Annotated in this window: 18 protein-coding genes and 1 pseudogene; 7 read left to right on the forward strand and 12 right to left on the reverse strand. The window is 62.6% G+C overall.

From position 1 onward, the window contains the following. Positions 1–8: 8 nt before the first annotated feature. From hpaH to IAE33_RS17075, 7 genes are all read right to left on the reverse strand, one after another. Positions 9–812 carry a 2-oxo-hept-4-ene-1,7-dioate hydratase gene (gene hpaH / locus IAE33_RS17045; protein WP_201164372.1) on the reverse strand — a complete coding sequence of 268 codons (804 nt, stop codon included), beginning with the start codon at positions 810–812 and terminating at the stop codon, positions 9–11. Between the two features lie 17 nt (positions 813–829). Continuing rightward, positions 830–2,137 (reverse strand): MFS transporter, encoded by a 1,308-nt coding sequence (locus IAE33_RS17050; protein ID WP_236406796.1) that lies wholly within the window; start codon positions 2,135–2,137, stop codon positions 830–832. 44 nt (positions 2,138–2,181) lie between these two features. Continuing rightward, the gene (locus tag IAE33_RS17055; protein WP_201164374.1) at positions 2,182–2,592 is read right to left on the reverse strand and encodes a 5-carboxymethyl-2-hydroxymuconate isomerase; all 411 of its coding nucleotides are present in this window, start codon (positions 2,590–2,592) and stop codon (positions 2,182–2,184) included. Positions 2,593–2,648: 56 nt separating this feature from the next. Then, complete coding sequence (gene hpaD / locus IAE33_RS17060) at positions 2,649–3,572, reverse strand: 3,4-dihydroxyphenylacetate 2,3-dioxygenase (protein WP_201164375.1); 924 nt, start codon at positions 3,570–3,572, stop codon at positions 2,649–2,651. 86 nt (positions 3,573–3,658) lie between these two features. After that, positions 3,659–5,119, reverse strand: coding sequence for a 5-carboxymethyl-2-hydroxymuconate semialdehyde dehydrogenase (gene hpaE, locus IAE33_RS17065; RefSeq protein WP_201164402.1), 1,461 nt, complete (start codon positions 5,117–5,119; stop codon positions 3,659–3,661). A 5-nt stretch (positions 5,120–5,124) separates the two neighbouring features. Next, positions 5,125–5,892, reverse strand: coding sequence for a fumarylacetoacetate hydrolase family protein (locus tag IAE33_RS17070; protein WP_201164376.1), 768 nt, complete (start codon positions 5,890–5,892; stop codon positions 5,125–5,127). Beyond that, positions 5,889–6,560 (reverse strand): fumarylacetoacetate hydrolase family protein, encoded by a 672-nt coding sequence (locus IAE33_RS17075; RefSeq protein WP_201164377.1) that lies wholly within the window; start codon positions 6,558–6,560, stop codon positions 5,889–5,891. Before IAE33_RS17075 ends, IAE33_RS17070 begins: the two co-directional genes overlap by 4 nt. A 168-nt stretch (positions 6,561–6,728) precedes the next feature. Between IAE33_RS17075 and hpaA the strand changes: the two genes are divergently transcribed. The 6 genes from hpaA (at position 6,729) to IAE33_RS17105 (ending at position 10,839) form a co-directional block, all read left to right on the forward strand. Then, positions 6,729–7,634 (forward strand): 4-hydroxyphenylacetate catabolism regulatory protein HpaA, encoded by a 906-nt coding sequence (gene hpaA / locus IAE33_RS17080; protein WP_201164378.1) that lies wholly within the window; start codon positions 6,729–6,731, stop codon positions 7,632–7,634. Positions 7,635–7,818: 184 nt separating this feature from the next. Further along, entirely contained in the window at positions 7,819–8,241 is a 423-nt protein-coding gene (hpaR, locus tag IAE33_RS17085; protein WP_201164379.1) for a homoprotocatechuate degradation operon regulator HpaR, read from the forward strand. A gap of 56 nt (positions 8,242–8,297) precedes the next feature. Then, complete coding sequence (locus IAE33_RS17090) at positions 8,298–8,606, forward strand: chorismate mutase (protein WP_201164380.1); 309 nt, start codon at positions 8,298–8,300, stop codon at positions 8,604–8,606. 11 nt (positions 8,607–8,617) lie between these two features. Further along, a complete protein-coding gene (locus IAE33_RS17095) occupies positions 8,618–9,343 on the forward strand; it encodes a hypothetical protein (RefSeq protein WP_201164381.1) in 726 nt (241 codons plus the stop codon). Positions 9,344–9,432: 89 nt separating this feature from the next. Further along, the gene (locus IAE33_RS17100; protein WP_201164382.1) at positions 9,433–10,497 is read left to right on the forward strand and encodes an aldo/keto reductase; all 1,065 of its coding nucleotides are present in this window, start codon (positions 9,433–9,435) and stop codon (positions 10,495–10,497) included. 117 nt (positions 10,498–10,614) lie between these two features. Further along, the gene (locus IAE33_RS17105; RefSeq protein WP_201164383.1) at positions 10,615–10,839 is read left to right on the forward strand and encodes a hypothetical protein; all 225 of its coding nucleotides are present in this window, start codon (positions 10,615–10,617) and stop codon (positions 10,837–10,839) included. A gap of 2 nt (positions 10,840–10,841) precedes the next feature. Here IAE33_RS17105 and IAE33_RS17110 read toward each other — a convergent pair whose 3' ends face one another. After that, positions 10,842–10,991 carry a hypothetical protein gene (locus IAE33_RS17110; protein WP_201164384.1) on the reverse strand — a complete coding sequence of 50 codons (150 nt, stop codon included), beginning with the start codon at positions 10,989–10,991 and terminating at the stop codon, positions 10,842–10,844. On the opposite strand from IAE33_RS17110, the gene IAE33_RS17115 reads away from it, so the two are divergent. Then, the gene (locus IAE33_RS17115; protein ID WP_201164385.1) at positions 10,984–11,268 is read left to right on the forward strand and encodes a hypothetical protein; all 285 of its coding nucleotides are present in this window, start codon (positions 10,984–10,986) and stop codon (positions 11,266–11,268) included. The genes IAE33_RS17110 and IAE33_RS17115 overlap by 8 nt on opposite strands. A 125-nt stretch (positions 11,269–11,393) precedes the next feature. Here IAE33_RS17115 and IAE33_RS24985 read toward each other — a convergent pair whose 3' ends face one another. From IAE33_RS24985 to IAE33_RS17130, 4 genes and pseudogenes are all read right to left on the reverse strand, one after another. Next, a complete protein-coding gene (locus IAE33_RS24985; RefSeq protein WP_442967384.1) occupies positions 11,394–12,527 on the reverse strand; it encodes a methyl-accepting chemotaxis protein in 1,134 nt (377 codons plus the stop codon). Continuing rightward, positions 12,513–13,394 (reverse strand): annotated as a pseudogene (locus IAE33_RS24990) (cache domain-containing protein); the annotation flags it as partial. The gene IAE33_RS24985 and the pseudogene IAE33_RS24990, both read right to left, overlap by 15 nt. Positions 13,395–13,517: 123 nt before the next feature. Next, positions 13,518–14,288, reverse strand: a complete 771-nt coding sequence (locus IAE33_RS17125; RefSeq protein WP_201164387.1) for an SDR family NAD(P)-dependent oxidoreductase — start codon at positions 14,286–14,288, stop codon at positions 13,518–13,520. Positions 14,289–14,396: 108 nt separating this feature from the next. After that, positions 14,397–14,888, reverse strand: a complete 492-nt coding sequence (locus IAE33_RS17130; RefSeq protein WP_201164388.1) for a DUF1543 domain-containing protein — start codon at positions 14,886–14,888, stop codon at positions 14,397–14,399. Between the last annotated feature and the right edge of the window lie 91 nt (positions 14,889–14,979).

The following is a 14,979-nucleotide window of genomic DNA, read 5'->3' on the forward strand; positions in this document are numbered from 1 at the left end:
TCGGTCCCTCAGACGAAGCGGCAGGCGATGGAGCCGAGCATGTCGTAGTCCACGTGGAACGTGTCGCCAGGGCGGGCGGCCACCGGCCGGGTGAACGAGCCGCCGAGGATGATCTGCCCAGGTTGCAGAGTTACGTCGTACGCCGCCAGCTTGTTGGCCAGCCAGGCAACGCCCTTGGCCGGGTGGTTGAGCACGGCCGCACTGACCCCCGATTCTTCGATCACGCCGTTGCGGTACAGCACCGCCGGTACCTTGCGCAGGTCGACGTCGCCCGGCCGCACCGCCCGCCCGCCCATCACCACACCGGCATTGGCGGCGTTGTCGGAGATGGTGTCGAACACCTTGCGTGTAGCCTGGGTAACCGGGTCGACCTGCTGAATACGCGCGTCGATGATTTCCAGGGCCGGGATGACCCACTCGGTGGCTTCCAGTACGTCGAACACGCTGACATTGGGGCCTTTGAGCGGCTTGCCGAGGATGAACGCCAACTCCACTTCCACCCGCGGCACGATGAACCGGTCAAAGGGAATGTCACTGCCTTCGTCGAACAACATGTCGTCCAGCAGCGCGCCGTAGTCCGGCTCGGTGATGTTGGAGGACACCTGCATGGCGCGTGAGGTCAGGCCAATCTTGTGGCCGACCAGTTTGCGCCCGGCGGCCACTTTCCTGGCCACCCAGGCACGCTGGATGGCATAGGCGTCTTCGATGGTGATCGCCGGTACATCCTGGGAAAACTGGCGGACCTGCTCGCGTGAGCGCTCGGCCTGGTCCAGGCGTTCAGCGGCCTGCTGGATGAATGCGGTATCAAGCATGGTGACGATCTCTGTATTCAAGGGTTGACGATGGCAGCCCGGGTGCGCAGCACCAGCAGGGCGCCCAGGGTGATGAAACAGGCGAGTGCGTATAGTGCAAGGCTTGCGCTTTGCGTGGTGTCGCGCACCCAGCCGATGAAGTAGGGCGCGGCAAACGACGCAATGCTGCCCAGTGAACTGATCAGCGCAATGCCGGCGGCTTGCGTGCGCGCGTTCAGAAATGCCGGGGGTAATTGCCAGAACATGGGCAGCGCCGCACTGGCGCCCATGCCCGCCAGCACCAGCCCGCCCAGCACGGGCCAGGGTTGTTGCGGGGCCAGGCCGGTGATGGCGATGCCAGCGGCGGCCATCAGCAAAGGCACACACAGGTGCCAGCGGCGCTCGCGCCGGTGGTCGCTGGACCGCCCGCACGCCAGCATGAACGCGCAGCCGACCAGGTAGGGCAGGGCGCTGAGCAGCCCAACACTGGCATCGCTGCCGATGCCGGCGCCGTGGATGAGGCTGGGCATCCAGAACGCGAGGGTATTCACCGCGAGCATCACTGCGCAGTAAACCGCCACCAGCAGCCAGATCGCCCGGCTGGCAACGAGGCCGCTCAGGGATGTCACGGGCTTGCGCTGTTCTTCATGGCCGAACTGGGCGCGCAAGGCGCTCTTCTGGGCTGTGTCCAGCCAGCTCACCTGTTCGAAGCGCTCCGGCAGCACTGCCAGCACCACCAGGCCCAACAGAATGACGGGTGCACCTTCGAGCAGGAACATCCACTGCCAGCCCCGCAGCCCGCCTGCATCGTGCATGAACGCCAGGATCGCCCCCGATACCGGCCCGCCCACTACGCCCGCCAGCGGCACGGCGATGGCGAACAACGCGGTGATCTGCGCCCGGCGCCCGGCCGGGTACCAGCGGTTCAGGTACACCAGGATGCCTGGGAAGAACCCGGCCTCCGCGGCACCCAGGGCGAAGCGCAGCAGGTAGAAGGCGGTGCTGCTTTCAATCAGCAGCATGCTGGTCGACAGTGCTCCCCACCCCACCATCAGCGTGGCGATCCAGCGGCGTGGCCCGATGCGTTCGAGCATCAGGTTGCTGGGTACGCCAAACAGCGCGTAGGCAATGAAAAACAGACCGGCGCCCAGGCCGTAGACGGTGTCGGACAACTGCAGGTCCTGGCTCATCTGCATCTTGGCGAAGCCGATATTGATGCGGTCGAGGTGGGCGAACAAGTAGCAGATCAGCAGCAACGGCATCAGCCGCCAGGTGATTGCACGGTGGGTGGCATCGGCCAGCGCTGAATCGGGCCGGCCCAGGGAGGCATGTTCGAGAGTGCTCATGGTTTTTGTACTTGTTGTGTGATGAGACAGCATTCGGCCTGGGCTCAGGCCGGGCGGTTGAACAGGGGGTGCAAAGTACTGTGCTTGGCGTCGTAGACCTGCTGGCTGCTTTCGTCGATTTGCAGGGTGATGCCGACCGGTCGTTGCGCCAGTACGGGGCTCAAGTGCTGCGTGAGCACCTGCAGCAGGTTGTCGCCTACCGCCTTGTGGGTCGCCGCGCTGCGGCCTGTGCCCATACGCAGGTTGGCGTACAGGAAGCCGTAGTTGCCGTTGCCGTCAGCCACCGCGCAATGGGCGGCCGGGTAAGCAAGCACGCGCGTGCCGCCGGTTGGAAACACTGCCTTGCCGGTGTCATCGCGCTGTTCCAGCATGCAGTCAGCCAGTGCCCGGCACAGGCCAGGCATATCGGCCTCGGCTTCCAGGTCGGGGGTGTAAAGCAGAACCAGGTGTGGCATGGGTGCCTCCTGTGAGCGAGGGCGTCAGGCCGCCGAGCGGTGGCCTGGCAGGTGGGTCAGAGGCGGCTGGTGGAAACCACGCTCGCCAGAACGGTCGCTTGCGCAGGCGGTATGGTCGAGCCGTCCTGGGGGGTGATAGGGAAGATGGCATTGATTTGCCCGGTCCCCGAAGACCCAAAGTAAGGCGTCACCACCTCGGCCTTGCCGGCGTAGCTGGACCAGCCGAGCACGCCCAGCAGCATCGCGGTGTCGTGCATGAAACCCTCACCGTGGCCCTTGGCGGCGTACTCGGGCAGCATTGCGCAGAACGCCTCCCACTCGCCGTTCTCCCACATCTTCACCACACGGTGGTCCAGCGTCTCCAGGAACGGGCTCCACACTTTGGTGGCAAAGTCCGGTGCCTGGCCGTTCTGCGCGAAGCGGTGGGACAGCGACCCGCTGGCGAGAAACGCCACGGTACCGTCGTAATGGTCTTCCACGGCCTTGCGCATGGCCCAGCCTAGGCGGGCGCTGTCGGCCAGGTAGTGGGAAGTGCACAAGGCCGAGACCGAAATTACCTTGAAGTGCTGGTCCTGGTTCATGTAGCGCATGGGTACCAGCGTGCCGTATTCCGGGCCCAGAGTAGTGGCGTGGTGGGCCATGGTTTCGACGCCGAACGCATTGCACGCCTCACCCAGGATCACGCCCAGTTCCTTGTTGCCCGGGAATGCGTAAGCCATGTTGCTGATGAAGTGCGGCAGCTCGTTGGAGGTGTAGACACCGTTGAAGTGCTCGCCACACAGGATGTGGTAGTTGGCATTGACCAGCCAGTGGGTGTCGAACACCACAATGGTATCCACCCCCAGTTCACGGCAGCGGCGGCTGATTTCGTAATGCCCGTCGATGGCCGCTTGGCGAAACCCCTGGCGCGGGCCAGGCAGTTCGGACAGGTACATGGACGGTACATGGGTGATCTTGGCAGCGAGAGCGACTTTGCCCATGTGTAACTCCGGTTAGAGGATGATCTTGTTATCGTGTGAGGGCGGGCAAGGCCGCGCCCTCAGGGTTACCCACTTTGCCTGGAGCCCTACACCCCCCAGCGCGGGATGTGATGGCCGCCCATGGAAATGCAAACGTTCTTGATTTCGGCGAACACCTCGAAGCTGTACTGGCCGCCTTCACGGCCGGTACCGGAGCCCTTCACCCCACCAAACGGCTGACGCAGGTCGCGCACGTTCTGGCTGTTGATGAACACCATGCCGGCTTCGATGCCACGGGCCAGGCGGTGGGCCTTGCCGATGTCCTGGGTCCAGATGTAGGAGGCCAGGCCGTACTCGGTGTCGTTGGCCAGTTGCAGCGCCTGGGCCTCGTCCGTGAACGGGATCAGGCACGCCACCGGCCCGAAGATTTCTTCCTGGGCAATGCGCATCTTGTTGTTCACATCGGCAAACACGGTCGGCTGGATGAACTGCCCCTTGGCCAGGTGCGCAGGCAGGTTGGCGGGCCGCTCCAGGCCGCCGGCCACCACGCGGGCACCTTCTTCCATACCAATCTTGATGTAACCGGTGACCTTGTCGTAATGCGCCTGGGTAATCATCGAGCCGACCTGGGTTTTGGGGTCGGTTGGGTCGCCAACGATCAGGCGCCGGGCCCGGGCAGCGAACTCGGCGACGAACTGCGGGTAAACGCTTTCCTGGATGAAGATGCGGCTGCCGGCGGTGCAGCGTTCACCATTGAGCGAGAAAATGGTGAACAGTGCTGCGTCCAGCGCCCGCTCAAGGTCGGCGTCCTCGAAAATCAGCACGGGCGACTTGCCGCCCAGTTCCATCGAATACTTTTTCAGGCCGGCGGTCTGCATGATTTTGCGGCCGGTGGCGGTGCCGCCCGTGAACGAAATGGCGCGCACGTCAGGGTGGCGCACCAGCGCGTCACCGGCGGTGGCGCCGTAGCCCTGGATCACGTTGAGCACGCCGTTGGGGATGCCGGCTTCCACCGCCAGGCGGCCTAGCTCATTGGCGGTCAGCGGCGACAGTTCGCTCATCTTGAGCACCGCGGTATTACCCAGTGCCAGGCACGGCGCGGTCTTCCAGGTGGCGGTCATGAAGGGCACGTTCCAGGGCGAAACCAGGCCACACACACCTACCGGCTGGTACAGGGTGTAGTTGAGCATCTGGTCGTCAACTGGATAGGAGTGGCCGTCCATGCGCGTGCACACTTCGGCAAAAAAGTCGAAGTTGTGGGAAGCACGCGGGATCAGCACGTTCTTGGTCTGGTGGATCGGCAGGCCGGTGTCGAGGGTTTCTAGCTCTGCCAGCTTCGGCACGTTCTGGTCGATCAGCTCACCCAGCCTGCGCATCAGCCGCGCACGCTCCTTGGCTGGCGTGTTGGCCCACTTGGGGAAAGCGTCCTTGGCCGCCGCTACGGCCTGCGCCACTTCCTCGGCACCGCCGCTGGCGACTTCGCCGATGGCGTCGCCGGTGGCCGGGTTGTAGTTGACGAACGTGTCTTTGCTCTCGACCTCACGGCCGTTGATCCAGTGCTTGATCATGCTGCTCATGCCTTGTTGTTCTTGAAGAAGTCAGCTTCGCTGACGATGCGGTTGACTAGGCGACCGACGCCTTCCACCTCCACCACCACTTCATCGCCTGGCACCACATCGGCGAGCCCCTCCGGCGTGCCGGTGGCGATCATGTCGCCTGGCTGCAGGGTAATGAAGCTGGAGAAGTATTCGATCAGATGCGGGATGTCGAAGATCATGTCCGCCGTGGTGCCTTCCTGCTTCAACTCACCGTTGATCCAGGTGCGCAGTTTCAGGTTGCTGACATCAGGTACATCGGTCGCATCGACCATCCACGGGCCTACCGGCGTGGTGGCATCGCGGTTCTTCACCCGCAGGTTGGGGCGGTAGTAGTTTTCCAGGTAGTCGCGGATCGCGTAGTCGTTGCAAACCGTATAGCCGGCCACATAGGCCATGGCGTCTTCACGCTTGACGTTTTTCGCCGGTTTGCCGATGACCGCGACCAGCTCGCACTCGTAGTGCATGTAGTCGACGTTGTCCGGGCGCCAGGTGACCTGATCGTGTCCGGTGTAGGTGCCTGGGGATTTGACGAACGCCAGGGGCTCCGTGGGCGGCGCAAAGGCCAGTTCCCTGGCGTGGTCGGCATAGTTCAGGCCGAGGGCGAACATGCTGCCGGTGGCCGGTGGCAGCCACTCGACCTGATGCTCGTCGAGCACTCGGCCGTCGGCCAGGCGCAGGGTGCTGTCGGCTTCCACGGTCACCGCGTGCACGGTGCCTTCATAACGGATGCGCGCGTGTTTCATGCGGGGTCTCCCAGCTCGGCAACAATGGTGTTGGCCAGGCGGCCAAGGCCTGTGATCTCGACGGCCACGCGATCACCCGGGTGCACGTCGACCCGGCCTTCAGGGGTGCCGGTGATCAGCACGTCCCCGGCATGCAGGGTCATGAACTCGCTGAGTTCGGCGATGAGTTGCGGGATGCTGCGCACCAGGTTTGCGGTGATGTTTTCCTGCACTACGGCACCGTTCACGTACAGCTTCAGCGTCAGGTCGTGCGGGTCGGAAACGGCCTGCACGGGCACAAGGTCCGGGCCGATGGTGCAGAACCCGTCACGGCACTTGGCTTTCACCGCAGGGCGGTAGTAGCTGTCTTCGGGCAGGCTGTATTCGTTGACGATGGTGAACCCGGCCACATGCGCCAGGGCATCAGCCGCGCTCACCCGGGTAGCATCCTTGCCGATGACCACGCCCAGTGCCGGGCCTGGTTGCAGGCGTTCGCCGGCGGGGTGAACCACCTCGCCACCGTGGGTATTACGGGTATTGGGCGTTTTGATGAACAGCACCGGCTTCACCGGCGCCTGCTTGTAAGGCGGCTTGTCGAACTCGGCCAGACGCTGCTGCAGCAGGCCGTTGTAGTTCAGCGCTACGCCGAACACGGTGCCGTTCGCAACGTCATGCAACGCATGGCTCATGCTTTTCTCCTGGCGGTGGTGGAGCAGTGTGCCGCCCCAATAATCGTTAATGTGTTAATGTTATAGTTAATATGTTAACAATGGTCAAGGCTTCCCTTGTGGTGCCCCCTTGGCGGGCGCACCATGCGCCTTGGCAACGTAGCTAGCGTTTTTGGCGGGCAACCAGCAATGAGCAACCGGCACCCCATTCCCAACATCAACATCGGGCAGGTCTACGACCAGCGCTACAGCGAGAGCGAGGTGCACCACGACCGGCTGGGCAACCTTGCCGGCTTCTTTGGCCGCAACATGCCGGTACACCGCCACGATCGCTTCTTTCAGGTGCATTACGTGAAATCCGGCAACGTCCGTGTCTACCTCGACGACCAGCAGTTCATCGAAGCGGGGCCGATGTTCTTCCTTACCCCGCCCACGGTGACGCATTCTTTCGTCACTGATCCTGACAGCGACGGGCATGTGCTTACGGTTCGGCAACAACTGGTGTGGCAGCTGATCGAGGCGGATGCGAGCTTGTTGCCGGCCGGCATGCAGGTGCGCCCGGCCTGCGTAGCGTTGGCGCGCTTGTCGGCCACTGACCAGGCCGAAGCCCGGCGCCTGGAAGGGTGGCTGGACGCACTCAGCGACGAGTTTTCCCGCCCTGGCCCGGGGCGCGACGCTGCGCTGCAATCGCTGACCCGGTTGATCATGATCAGCCTGCTGCGGCTTTGCCCCCATTCGCGCGAGGCCACCCCGGCGCGCCATGAAGACTTGAAAATCTTCCACCGCTTCAATGCGCTGATCGAAGCGCACTACCTCGAGCATTGGCCGCTGGCGAGCTATGCGGCGCAGATCGGTGTCACCGAGGCGCGGCTCAATGACATTTGCAGGCGCATCGCCGACTTGCCCTCCAAGCGCCTGGTGCTGGAGCGGCTGATGCAGGAAGCCAGGCGCCTGCTGCTGTTCTCCGGCAGTTCCGTGAACGAAATCTGCTACCAGCTGGGTTTCAAGGACCCGGCCTATTTCAGTCGGTTCTTCAACCGTTACGCGGGGCTCACGCCGGGTGAGTACCGGCAGCGGCAAGCGGAGTTGCAGTGATGTGGCCACGTGGCGATACCTGCGGGTACTTGTCGTTGTTTGCAGACGATGCTCGCAGCTTGCCGTGGTGGCTTGAATGGGTTTTCCGTGGAACAGCTTGCACTTTCCACAGGCCGTGCCAGTTGCCGCACCGTGCGTCAGCTCTTACTCTTGTGGGCTGGATCAAACGGCACAGGCAATACCCATGACCAAGACGCGCCCCTCGTTGACGCTGAGCCTGCTGCAGGCCCGCGAGGCTGCAATGGCATTTTTCAGGCCACTGCTCAACGCACATGACCTGACCGAGCAGCAATGGCGTGTCATTCGGATCCTGCACCAGCACGGTGAACTGGAGAGCCACCAGCTTGCCCACTTGGCCTGTATTCTCAAACCCAGCATGACGGGTGTGCTCAGCCGCCTTGAGCGTGACGGGTTGGTAGGCCGGCGCAAGGGCACAGAGGATCAACGGCGGGTCTTCGTGATGCTGACCGTAGCCGGGCAGGCGTGCTTCAATGCCATGCGCGAGGGCATGGAAGCCAACTACAGCAAGATTCAGGCTCAGTTTGGCGAAGAAAAGCTGACGCAGCTGCTGCAGTTGCTCAACGAGCTTAAACGCATCGAGCCTTGAGTGGCGGGCAGACCGATTTGAACCATCCTCAATTTCAACACAAGGAAACCTGGCGAATGGAAACGCGTTGCACCTCTCTGGACGAAGTCCGCCAGCGCATCGATGAGATCGACCGGCAAGTCGTGTCGCTGCTGGCCAGCCGCGGCGACCTGGTGGCGCAAGCTGCCGGCTTCAAGAAAACCACCGACGACGTACGTGCCCCGGCGCGCGTCGAGCAGGTCATCGCCAAGGTACGCGCCATGGCGCAAGAAACCGGTGCCTCGCCGGTAGTCGTCGAGCAGGTCTACCGGGCAATGATCTCGGCGTTCATCGCCGAAGAACTGGCCACCCATGCTCAATTGGCCAACCAGGCTTCAGCCACCTGACGAGCGTGACGATGGAGGTGGTGGCAGTGTTCAAACGCGCCAGTATTACCCTGCTGATGCTTGCAGTGACCTCGCTCACTGCCTGTGTCCCCTGGCAGCGCGAGCGTGCTGCGTATGCGGACCTGTGCGAGTCCGAGTTCCAGTTCAAGGTGTCCGGCCCGCAGGGTGAGACCACGGTGTACCTTGAAACCTACCTCTACGACCACGCCGCCCGCTGGCGGGATCAGCCCTACGAACAGGGGTTGCACGTGGAGTACCCTGGCGAGCGGTACAAACAGCCAGAGTTCTACGTGCAGATGATTGCCTACAACCAGGACCGCGCCCGGCCTTCATCAGGCTCGACCCGTGGCGTGCCACCTGTGCCGGTGCTCTACGACAGCCGCCAGGCCTATATCACCTTTGCCGATGGTACACGGCTGAACGCGCGCCCCGAGGTCTATGTTGGCAGCGACGACATTCACGATTTCCCCTCGTTGACCGAGCAGTCCGCCCGGCCTTCGCCCTATGACATCAACAGCGATGAAGTGCACCGGCTGATTCCCAAACTCACCAACAACAAGCGATATGGCTCGGCCTACGTGATCTTCCAAACCAACCAGTTCAATGCCGACTCCAGGTGGACCATTCACCTGGGGAGCTTGCAGGTTGGGGGGCAGACGCTGGCCATCCCGCCGCAGAAGCTCTGTTATCACCCGGTCAAGAAATGGATCGGCATAGAGCCCCTCATGCGGCCCTGACGAGTTTTCCGCCAGGTGCGTGTGTGTTGGATGGAACGATTCAGCAGCCATTGCCGTCGGTACTTCAGGTCTTTTGAAAGGAGTACCCTATGAAGTACCGTGCACTTGGCAATACCGGGCTGATGGTGTCCGAACTGGTCGTAGGGACCGTCCCGTTTGGTGGGCGCGGCGCCTTCGAGAAAACCGGCAGTGTGGATGTGGACCTGGCCGGGCGCATGTTCGACGCGGCCTTTGATGCGGGCGTCAACCTGGTGGACACGGCCGACCTGTATTCCCATGGGCTGGCTGAGGAGATCGTGGGCAAGGCGCTGGGCGAGCGACGTCAGTCGATCATCCTGGCCAGCAAGGCGCGCAGCCCGATGGGTGACAACCCCAATGACAGCGGCGCGTCACGCTATCACCTGATCCGCGCTTGTGAAGCCAGCCTCAAGCGCCTTGGCACTGACCATATCGACCTGTACCAGATCCACAACTGGGACGGCGTTACGCCTGTCGAGGAGACCCTTGCAGCCTTGGACCACCTGGTGCAAAGCGGCAAGATCCGCTACTTCGGCACCTCCAACTACACCGCCTGGCAGATGATGAAAACCCTCGGCAGTGCCCAACTCAATGGCTGGCAGCAGCCGGTGTCCCAACAGATCTACTACACCCCTGAGTCGCGCGAGGCCGAGTACGAGCTTTTGCCGATGGCCATCGACCAGGGCTTCGCAACGCTGGTGTGGGGGCCACTGGGGGAGGGCTTGTTGACCGGCAAGGTCCGCCGCGGGCAGCAGACGCCAAAGGGCACGCGCCAGGGCAACGATTGGCCGGAACCCTATGTGCACGACCGCGAGCGCGCCTACGACATCATCGAAACGCTGATTTCGGTCGGGGAACGGCATGGCTGCTCACCCGCGCGGGTGTGCCTGGCTTGGCTGAAGGACCGGCCCGGCATCACCAGCGTCATTACCGCCGGGCGCACCCTTGAACAGTTGCAGGACAACCTGCAGGCCGTGGCGCTGAAGCTGACGTGCGAAGACCTGCAACAGATCGAGAACGCTACCCGCTTGGCACCGCAGTACCCTTACTGGCACCGCATTGCGGCCGGCATGGACCGGATCGATCCTGCCGAAGCGCCATTCATCGAGGCCTATCGAGAAACCATGAAGCAGTAGCCGTTACCTCAACAGGGCGGGTCTGCCCTGATGGATAGGGCCGCGAGCACCTCGACATGAATCTTTTCCTGTCCTGTCGGTCAGGTAATAAGTCTCCCACACATGATCGAGGTGCTCATGCAAACGTTCACCGTTCACTACCTACTCAACGGCAACGCGTCCAGCCATACCTTTGAGCTGAACCAGGCTGAGCTTCCTGCCCACGACGCTGCACTGCACCTGATCGTGCTGCATTTTGGTGATGGCGAGAACAGCCTGGTGATGCCGCCAGCCGATGCCACACCCGCAGAGGTGCTGGCGCAGGCTGAAGTGTTGGGGCTTACGCAGATAGAGGTCAGTTAAGGTCAGCGCGCGCCGCTGTTCTGGCCGTGCAATAAGCCCTCCCGATCATTGCTGCGCCATTGGTCGCCCGTCAGGCACTCCTGGGTCAGCCAGCGGCTCTGAATTTCAGGTGCCCATTCAAGCGCCTTTATCAGGAGAATGCCAATGTCCATTGATCACAACATCCCTGACACCAGTGAAGGCCATGGCTCCGGCCTGGAGCAGACGCCATCCGAACCTAAGCAGGGTGCTGGGGAAAATGGGGCCCAGCAGCGGCCCGAAGACTGGAACCCACCGCCAGGTAACCCCGGTTCCGATCAGGACAGCCAGGTACCACGCGACAACGGCACTGCACGTACCCACGAGGACGAGGCCCGTGATGCGGATGTGCTGGAGGAGGACATGAAGGATGTTGAGGCTAACAACTCCGTGTCAACTGAGCATCCTTGAGCCGACATTTGCAACCTGAACGCCATGCTCGGGAAATGAGCCTACAGCACCGCCTGCGATGACCCCGGCGCAGGCGGTTGCTGTTAATCAAAAGCCGGTCCCTGACTGCGCCCCGCCCAGAGGGGCTATCGCCCACCCCGGCTCAAGTCGCCCAGCCGGCTTGAGATCGACTGCATGCCTTTGCCGAGTTCACGCAGTGCATTGGCGTCCCGTGCCCCTTGCTCGCTGGACGCATGGATGCGCACGGCAAGTTCGTTGATTTCGTGGGTGACGTGACTTTGCTGCTGAGCGGCCACTGCAATCTGTTGCGCACGCTGGACGATGTCGTCGAAGCTTTTTACCGTGGTGCCCAACGTGGATGCGACGCCGGCCGCCTGCTGCACCGATGACCGCGTGCGTTCGGCGCCGTTTTGCATCGTTGCAACGGCTGAACTTGAAGCCTGGCGAAGTTGCGAAATCATCTCCTGAATCTCGTTCGCAGAGGTTTGCGTGCGGCCGGCCAGCGTGCGTACTTCATCGGCCACCACCGCGAAACCACGCCCCTGCTCGCCGGCGCGCGCAGCCTCGATGGCTGCGTTGAGGGCCAACAGGTTGGTTTGTTGCGAGATGGATTTGATGACCTCCAGCACGCTCCCCACACGTTCGATGTCCGCTCCCAATTGCGTGATAGCGTCGGCAGCCCCGGAGATATCGGTGGCCAGGCCCTCGATGAACTGGCTGTTGCCGTTGACCTGGTTCTGGCTTTGCTGCGCGTCATCCAATGAGCGCCGGGCAGTGTCGGAACAATCAGAGGTGTTGTGTGCGACTTCATTGGCACTGGCCGACATTTCAGTGATTGCCGTGGCCAGCAGGGTGTTGTCCTGCCGCTGGGCCTCAGCGCGTTCAGCCAAGCCGTGTGACAATTGCGCCAGTTCGTCAGCCTGACGCTCAAGCGAGACAGATTCCTGGGCGATGCGGTGCAGCATGTCGCGCAACGAGCCCGCGTAATGATTGACCGATTCGCGCAGTGCACCAATTTCATCGGCGCGCACGATTTCCAGCCCAGCCCCGGCCTGGCCGCCTTGGCCCAGGGTATCGATTTGCCGGGTGGTTTCCTCAAGCTGCACCAACAGCCGCTTGCCGGCCAGCCAGGCGAGGCCGAGCAGGATGGCCATCAGGGGTAACAGGAACAACAGTATCTGCGCGGTCAGATGATTTGCCAGGCCCACGACCCTGGATTCGGGCGTTACCAGGCCAATTCGCCAGCCGGTGCTATCCATGGTTGCCAGCGTCACGTAAGCCGGAGTGCCCAGCCTGCCATCGTCGTCCAGCCTGAATGTTGAAAGGGCCTGCGATTTGTCGGCCAGGCGATCCGCCACGGGCTTGAGCCAGGGCTGCTCCTGGCCCAGCGCGGCGACGGTGAGCAGTGCCTTGTCGGCTTTGGTATCGGGGAAGAACAGCACGTTACCCGAGGCATCCACGGCAAACGCATAACCGCCTGTTATATCGCCTTTCTCTTTGAGAAAAGTGGCCAGGCCGTCCAGCTTCAAGTCGATGGTGGCCACACCTGCGAACGCGGCCCCATTGCGATAGGGCACGCTGCATGTGGTCATTGCCACACCGCTTACGGCGTCCTGGTAAGCGTCCGACCAGACACAACGACCAGGCGCGGTGGACTTGACACCGGTATACCAGGACTCAGCCTGATAGGGCGGCGTATTTGCATCGTTGTATTCGGCGGAAAAAACCAGCTTGTTGTCGGCGTTACGTGACCAGAAAAAACTACGCCGTTCGGTCCCCGCCGTGAACGCGTTGGGCTCTGGCCAAACGCCGCCACCTGCGATGGCGGCATTGCCTTGGCTGTCGATAATGCCCGCCAGGTTATCCTGGAAAAGCGCCACATCGTGAGGCAGGGTCTGTGCCAGCAGCGCCATGGCAGAGGCCGTACCCTCGATGCGGTTCAGCGGCAGGGCCAGTTCGTTGGTCAGGGCCTTTGCCGACTGCTCGGCCGCGTCCGTTCCGGCGGCCAGCAGCCGGGGTTTGCCACCCAGCGTAATCACCGCAAATATCGCCGCAGCAGTAAGAACCAGCAAAGCCAGGATGGCTAACGTCATGCGCTGCGAGATACGTGCGGGGATCAGTGACATTGAAAGGCTCCGGAAACGGCAATTCGTTGACGGTGTATCGGCGGGTCATGGGGGAAATTGAACAGGCCTCACGTTTTTTAGTGCGCACAACGACGAGCGGATGCAGTGTCGAGGTAAGGTTCCCTACCACCCAATCCGCTCACCATCCCACCCCCAGAAACTGCCCGTCACCGACGGCCCCAAGCGCCCCACCAGTTCGATGACACAGCGCGCTGCAAACCCTGTTTCGAACAACTTGCCTTCCGGCACATTCCCTTGGAAGGGCCGGGAAAGCTCTGTGTCGGTGGTACCTGGGTGCAGTGCCAGCACCGTGGCAGCTGGGTTGACCCGCTTCAACTCGATGCTGGCCGTGTGCAACAGCTGGTTAAGGGCCGCCTTGCTTGACCGGTAGCTGTACCAACCGCCCAATCGGTTGTCGCTGATCGAGCCGACACGGGCAGACAACGCCGCGAACGTGGCAGGCTGTTTACGCAGAAAAGGCAGCACGTGCTTGAGCAGCAGGATTGGCGCAAAGGCGTTGGTGGCGAAGCTTGCTTGCAAACCCCCCAGGTCAAGCTGTGCCAACGATTTTTCCGCCTTGGCGTTTTCCTGGTGCAGGATGCCGAGGGTGCTGACAACGAGGTTCAGGTGCTCACAAACCCTACCCACCTCCGTGGCCAGCAGCGCCAGTGAGCCTTCGTGCCTGGCGTCGCAGTCGACCAGCCTCACACGTTCGCCATACTGCCTGCCCAGTGCCACCAGCGCTTCGCAGGTGCTGGCCTGGCGCGCCACGGCAACCAGCACACGCACATCATCGCGGGCCAGCAGCGCTGTGCACAGCGCCAGCCCTATGCCCCGGCTGGCGCCGCAAATCAGTACGTTGGCGGGGCCAGGCAAGGCTGGGATCAGGCTCATGGTGTTCCCCTCGGGGCGGTGGGCTCGGCTTGAGGAGTAGACCACCTCAGGGCGCCGAAGCTCCATCGGCTGCGGTGAAGGATAGGGCCAGCGCTTGAAGGGGCCGAGTCAGATGGGGATATAGTCGTTACGCGCGACGGTCGGTTTGTGTGGCCCCGGCACCAGGTGCAGGTGCAGCCCGCCTACCTGGTCAATAGCCAGGCAGTCGTCCACGTTCAGCAGCGCGTCGGTATGCGGCTTCAACCAGCCGGCAGCCATCTGCAGTTTCCCCAGCGCCTTGGCATCGGTCTTGTTGCGGGCGCTCACCAGCAGGTACCGGTGGGCTTCGCCGAACACACCCCGCTCGTAGCCACCCAGGTTGATGAAGTACAGACGGTTGGCACCGCGAGCAGGGGGCTGGGTGTGCCACTCGATGCGCTGGCCGTCCACCCCGTCTACCTCCAGCCAACTGTCCACGTGCAGGCCCTGCAGGCTGCCGAACCAGGCGTCACGTAGCTGCGGGTAGGTGTGCTGAAGGGTTTCGGCCTGGGCGAAGACCACGTCGTGCACTTCGATCTTGGCGCCTGGGTGGCGGCCGCCCAGCATGACGACATACAGCATGAGGTTTCCTTTGACGGGCATCTGACCGCGCTATTCTGCAACATCTGCCCACCGCTTCAAGCACGGCGGCTTGGCGAGCGCGAACAACCCG

The sequence above is a fragment of the Pseudomonas sp. S60 genome, from assembly GCF_016647865.1.
Lineage (GTDB): Bacteria > Pseudomonadota > Gammaproteobacteria > Pseudomonadales > Pseudomonadaceae > Aquipseudomonas > Aquipseudomonas parafulva.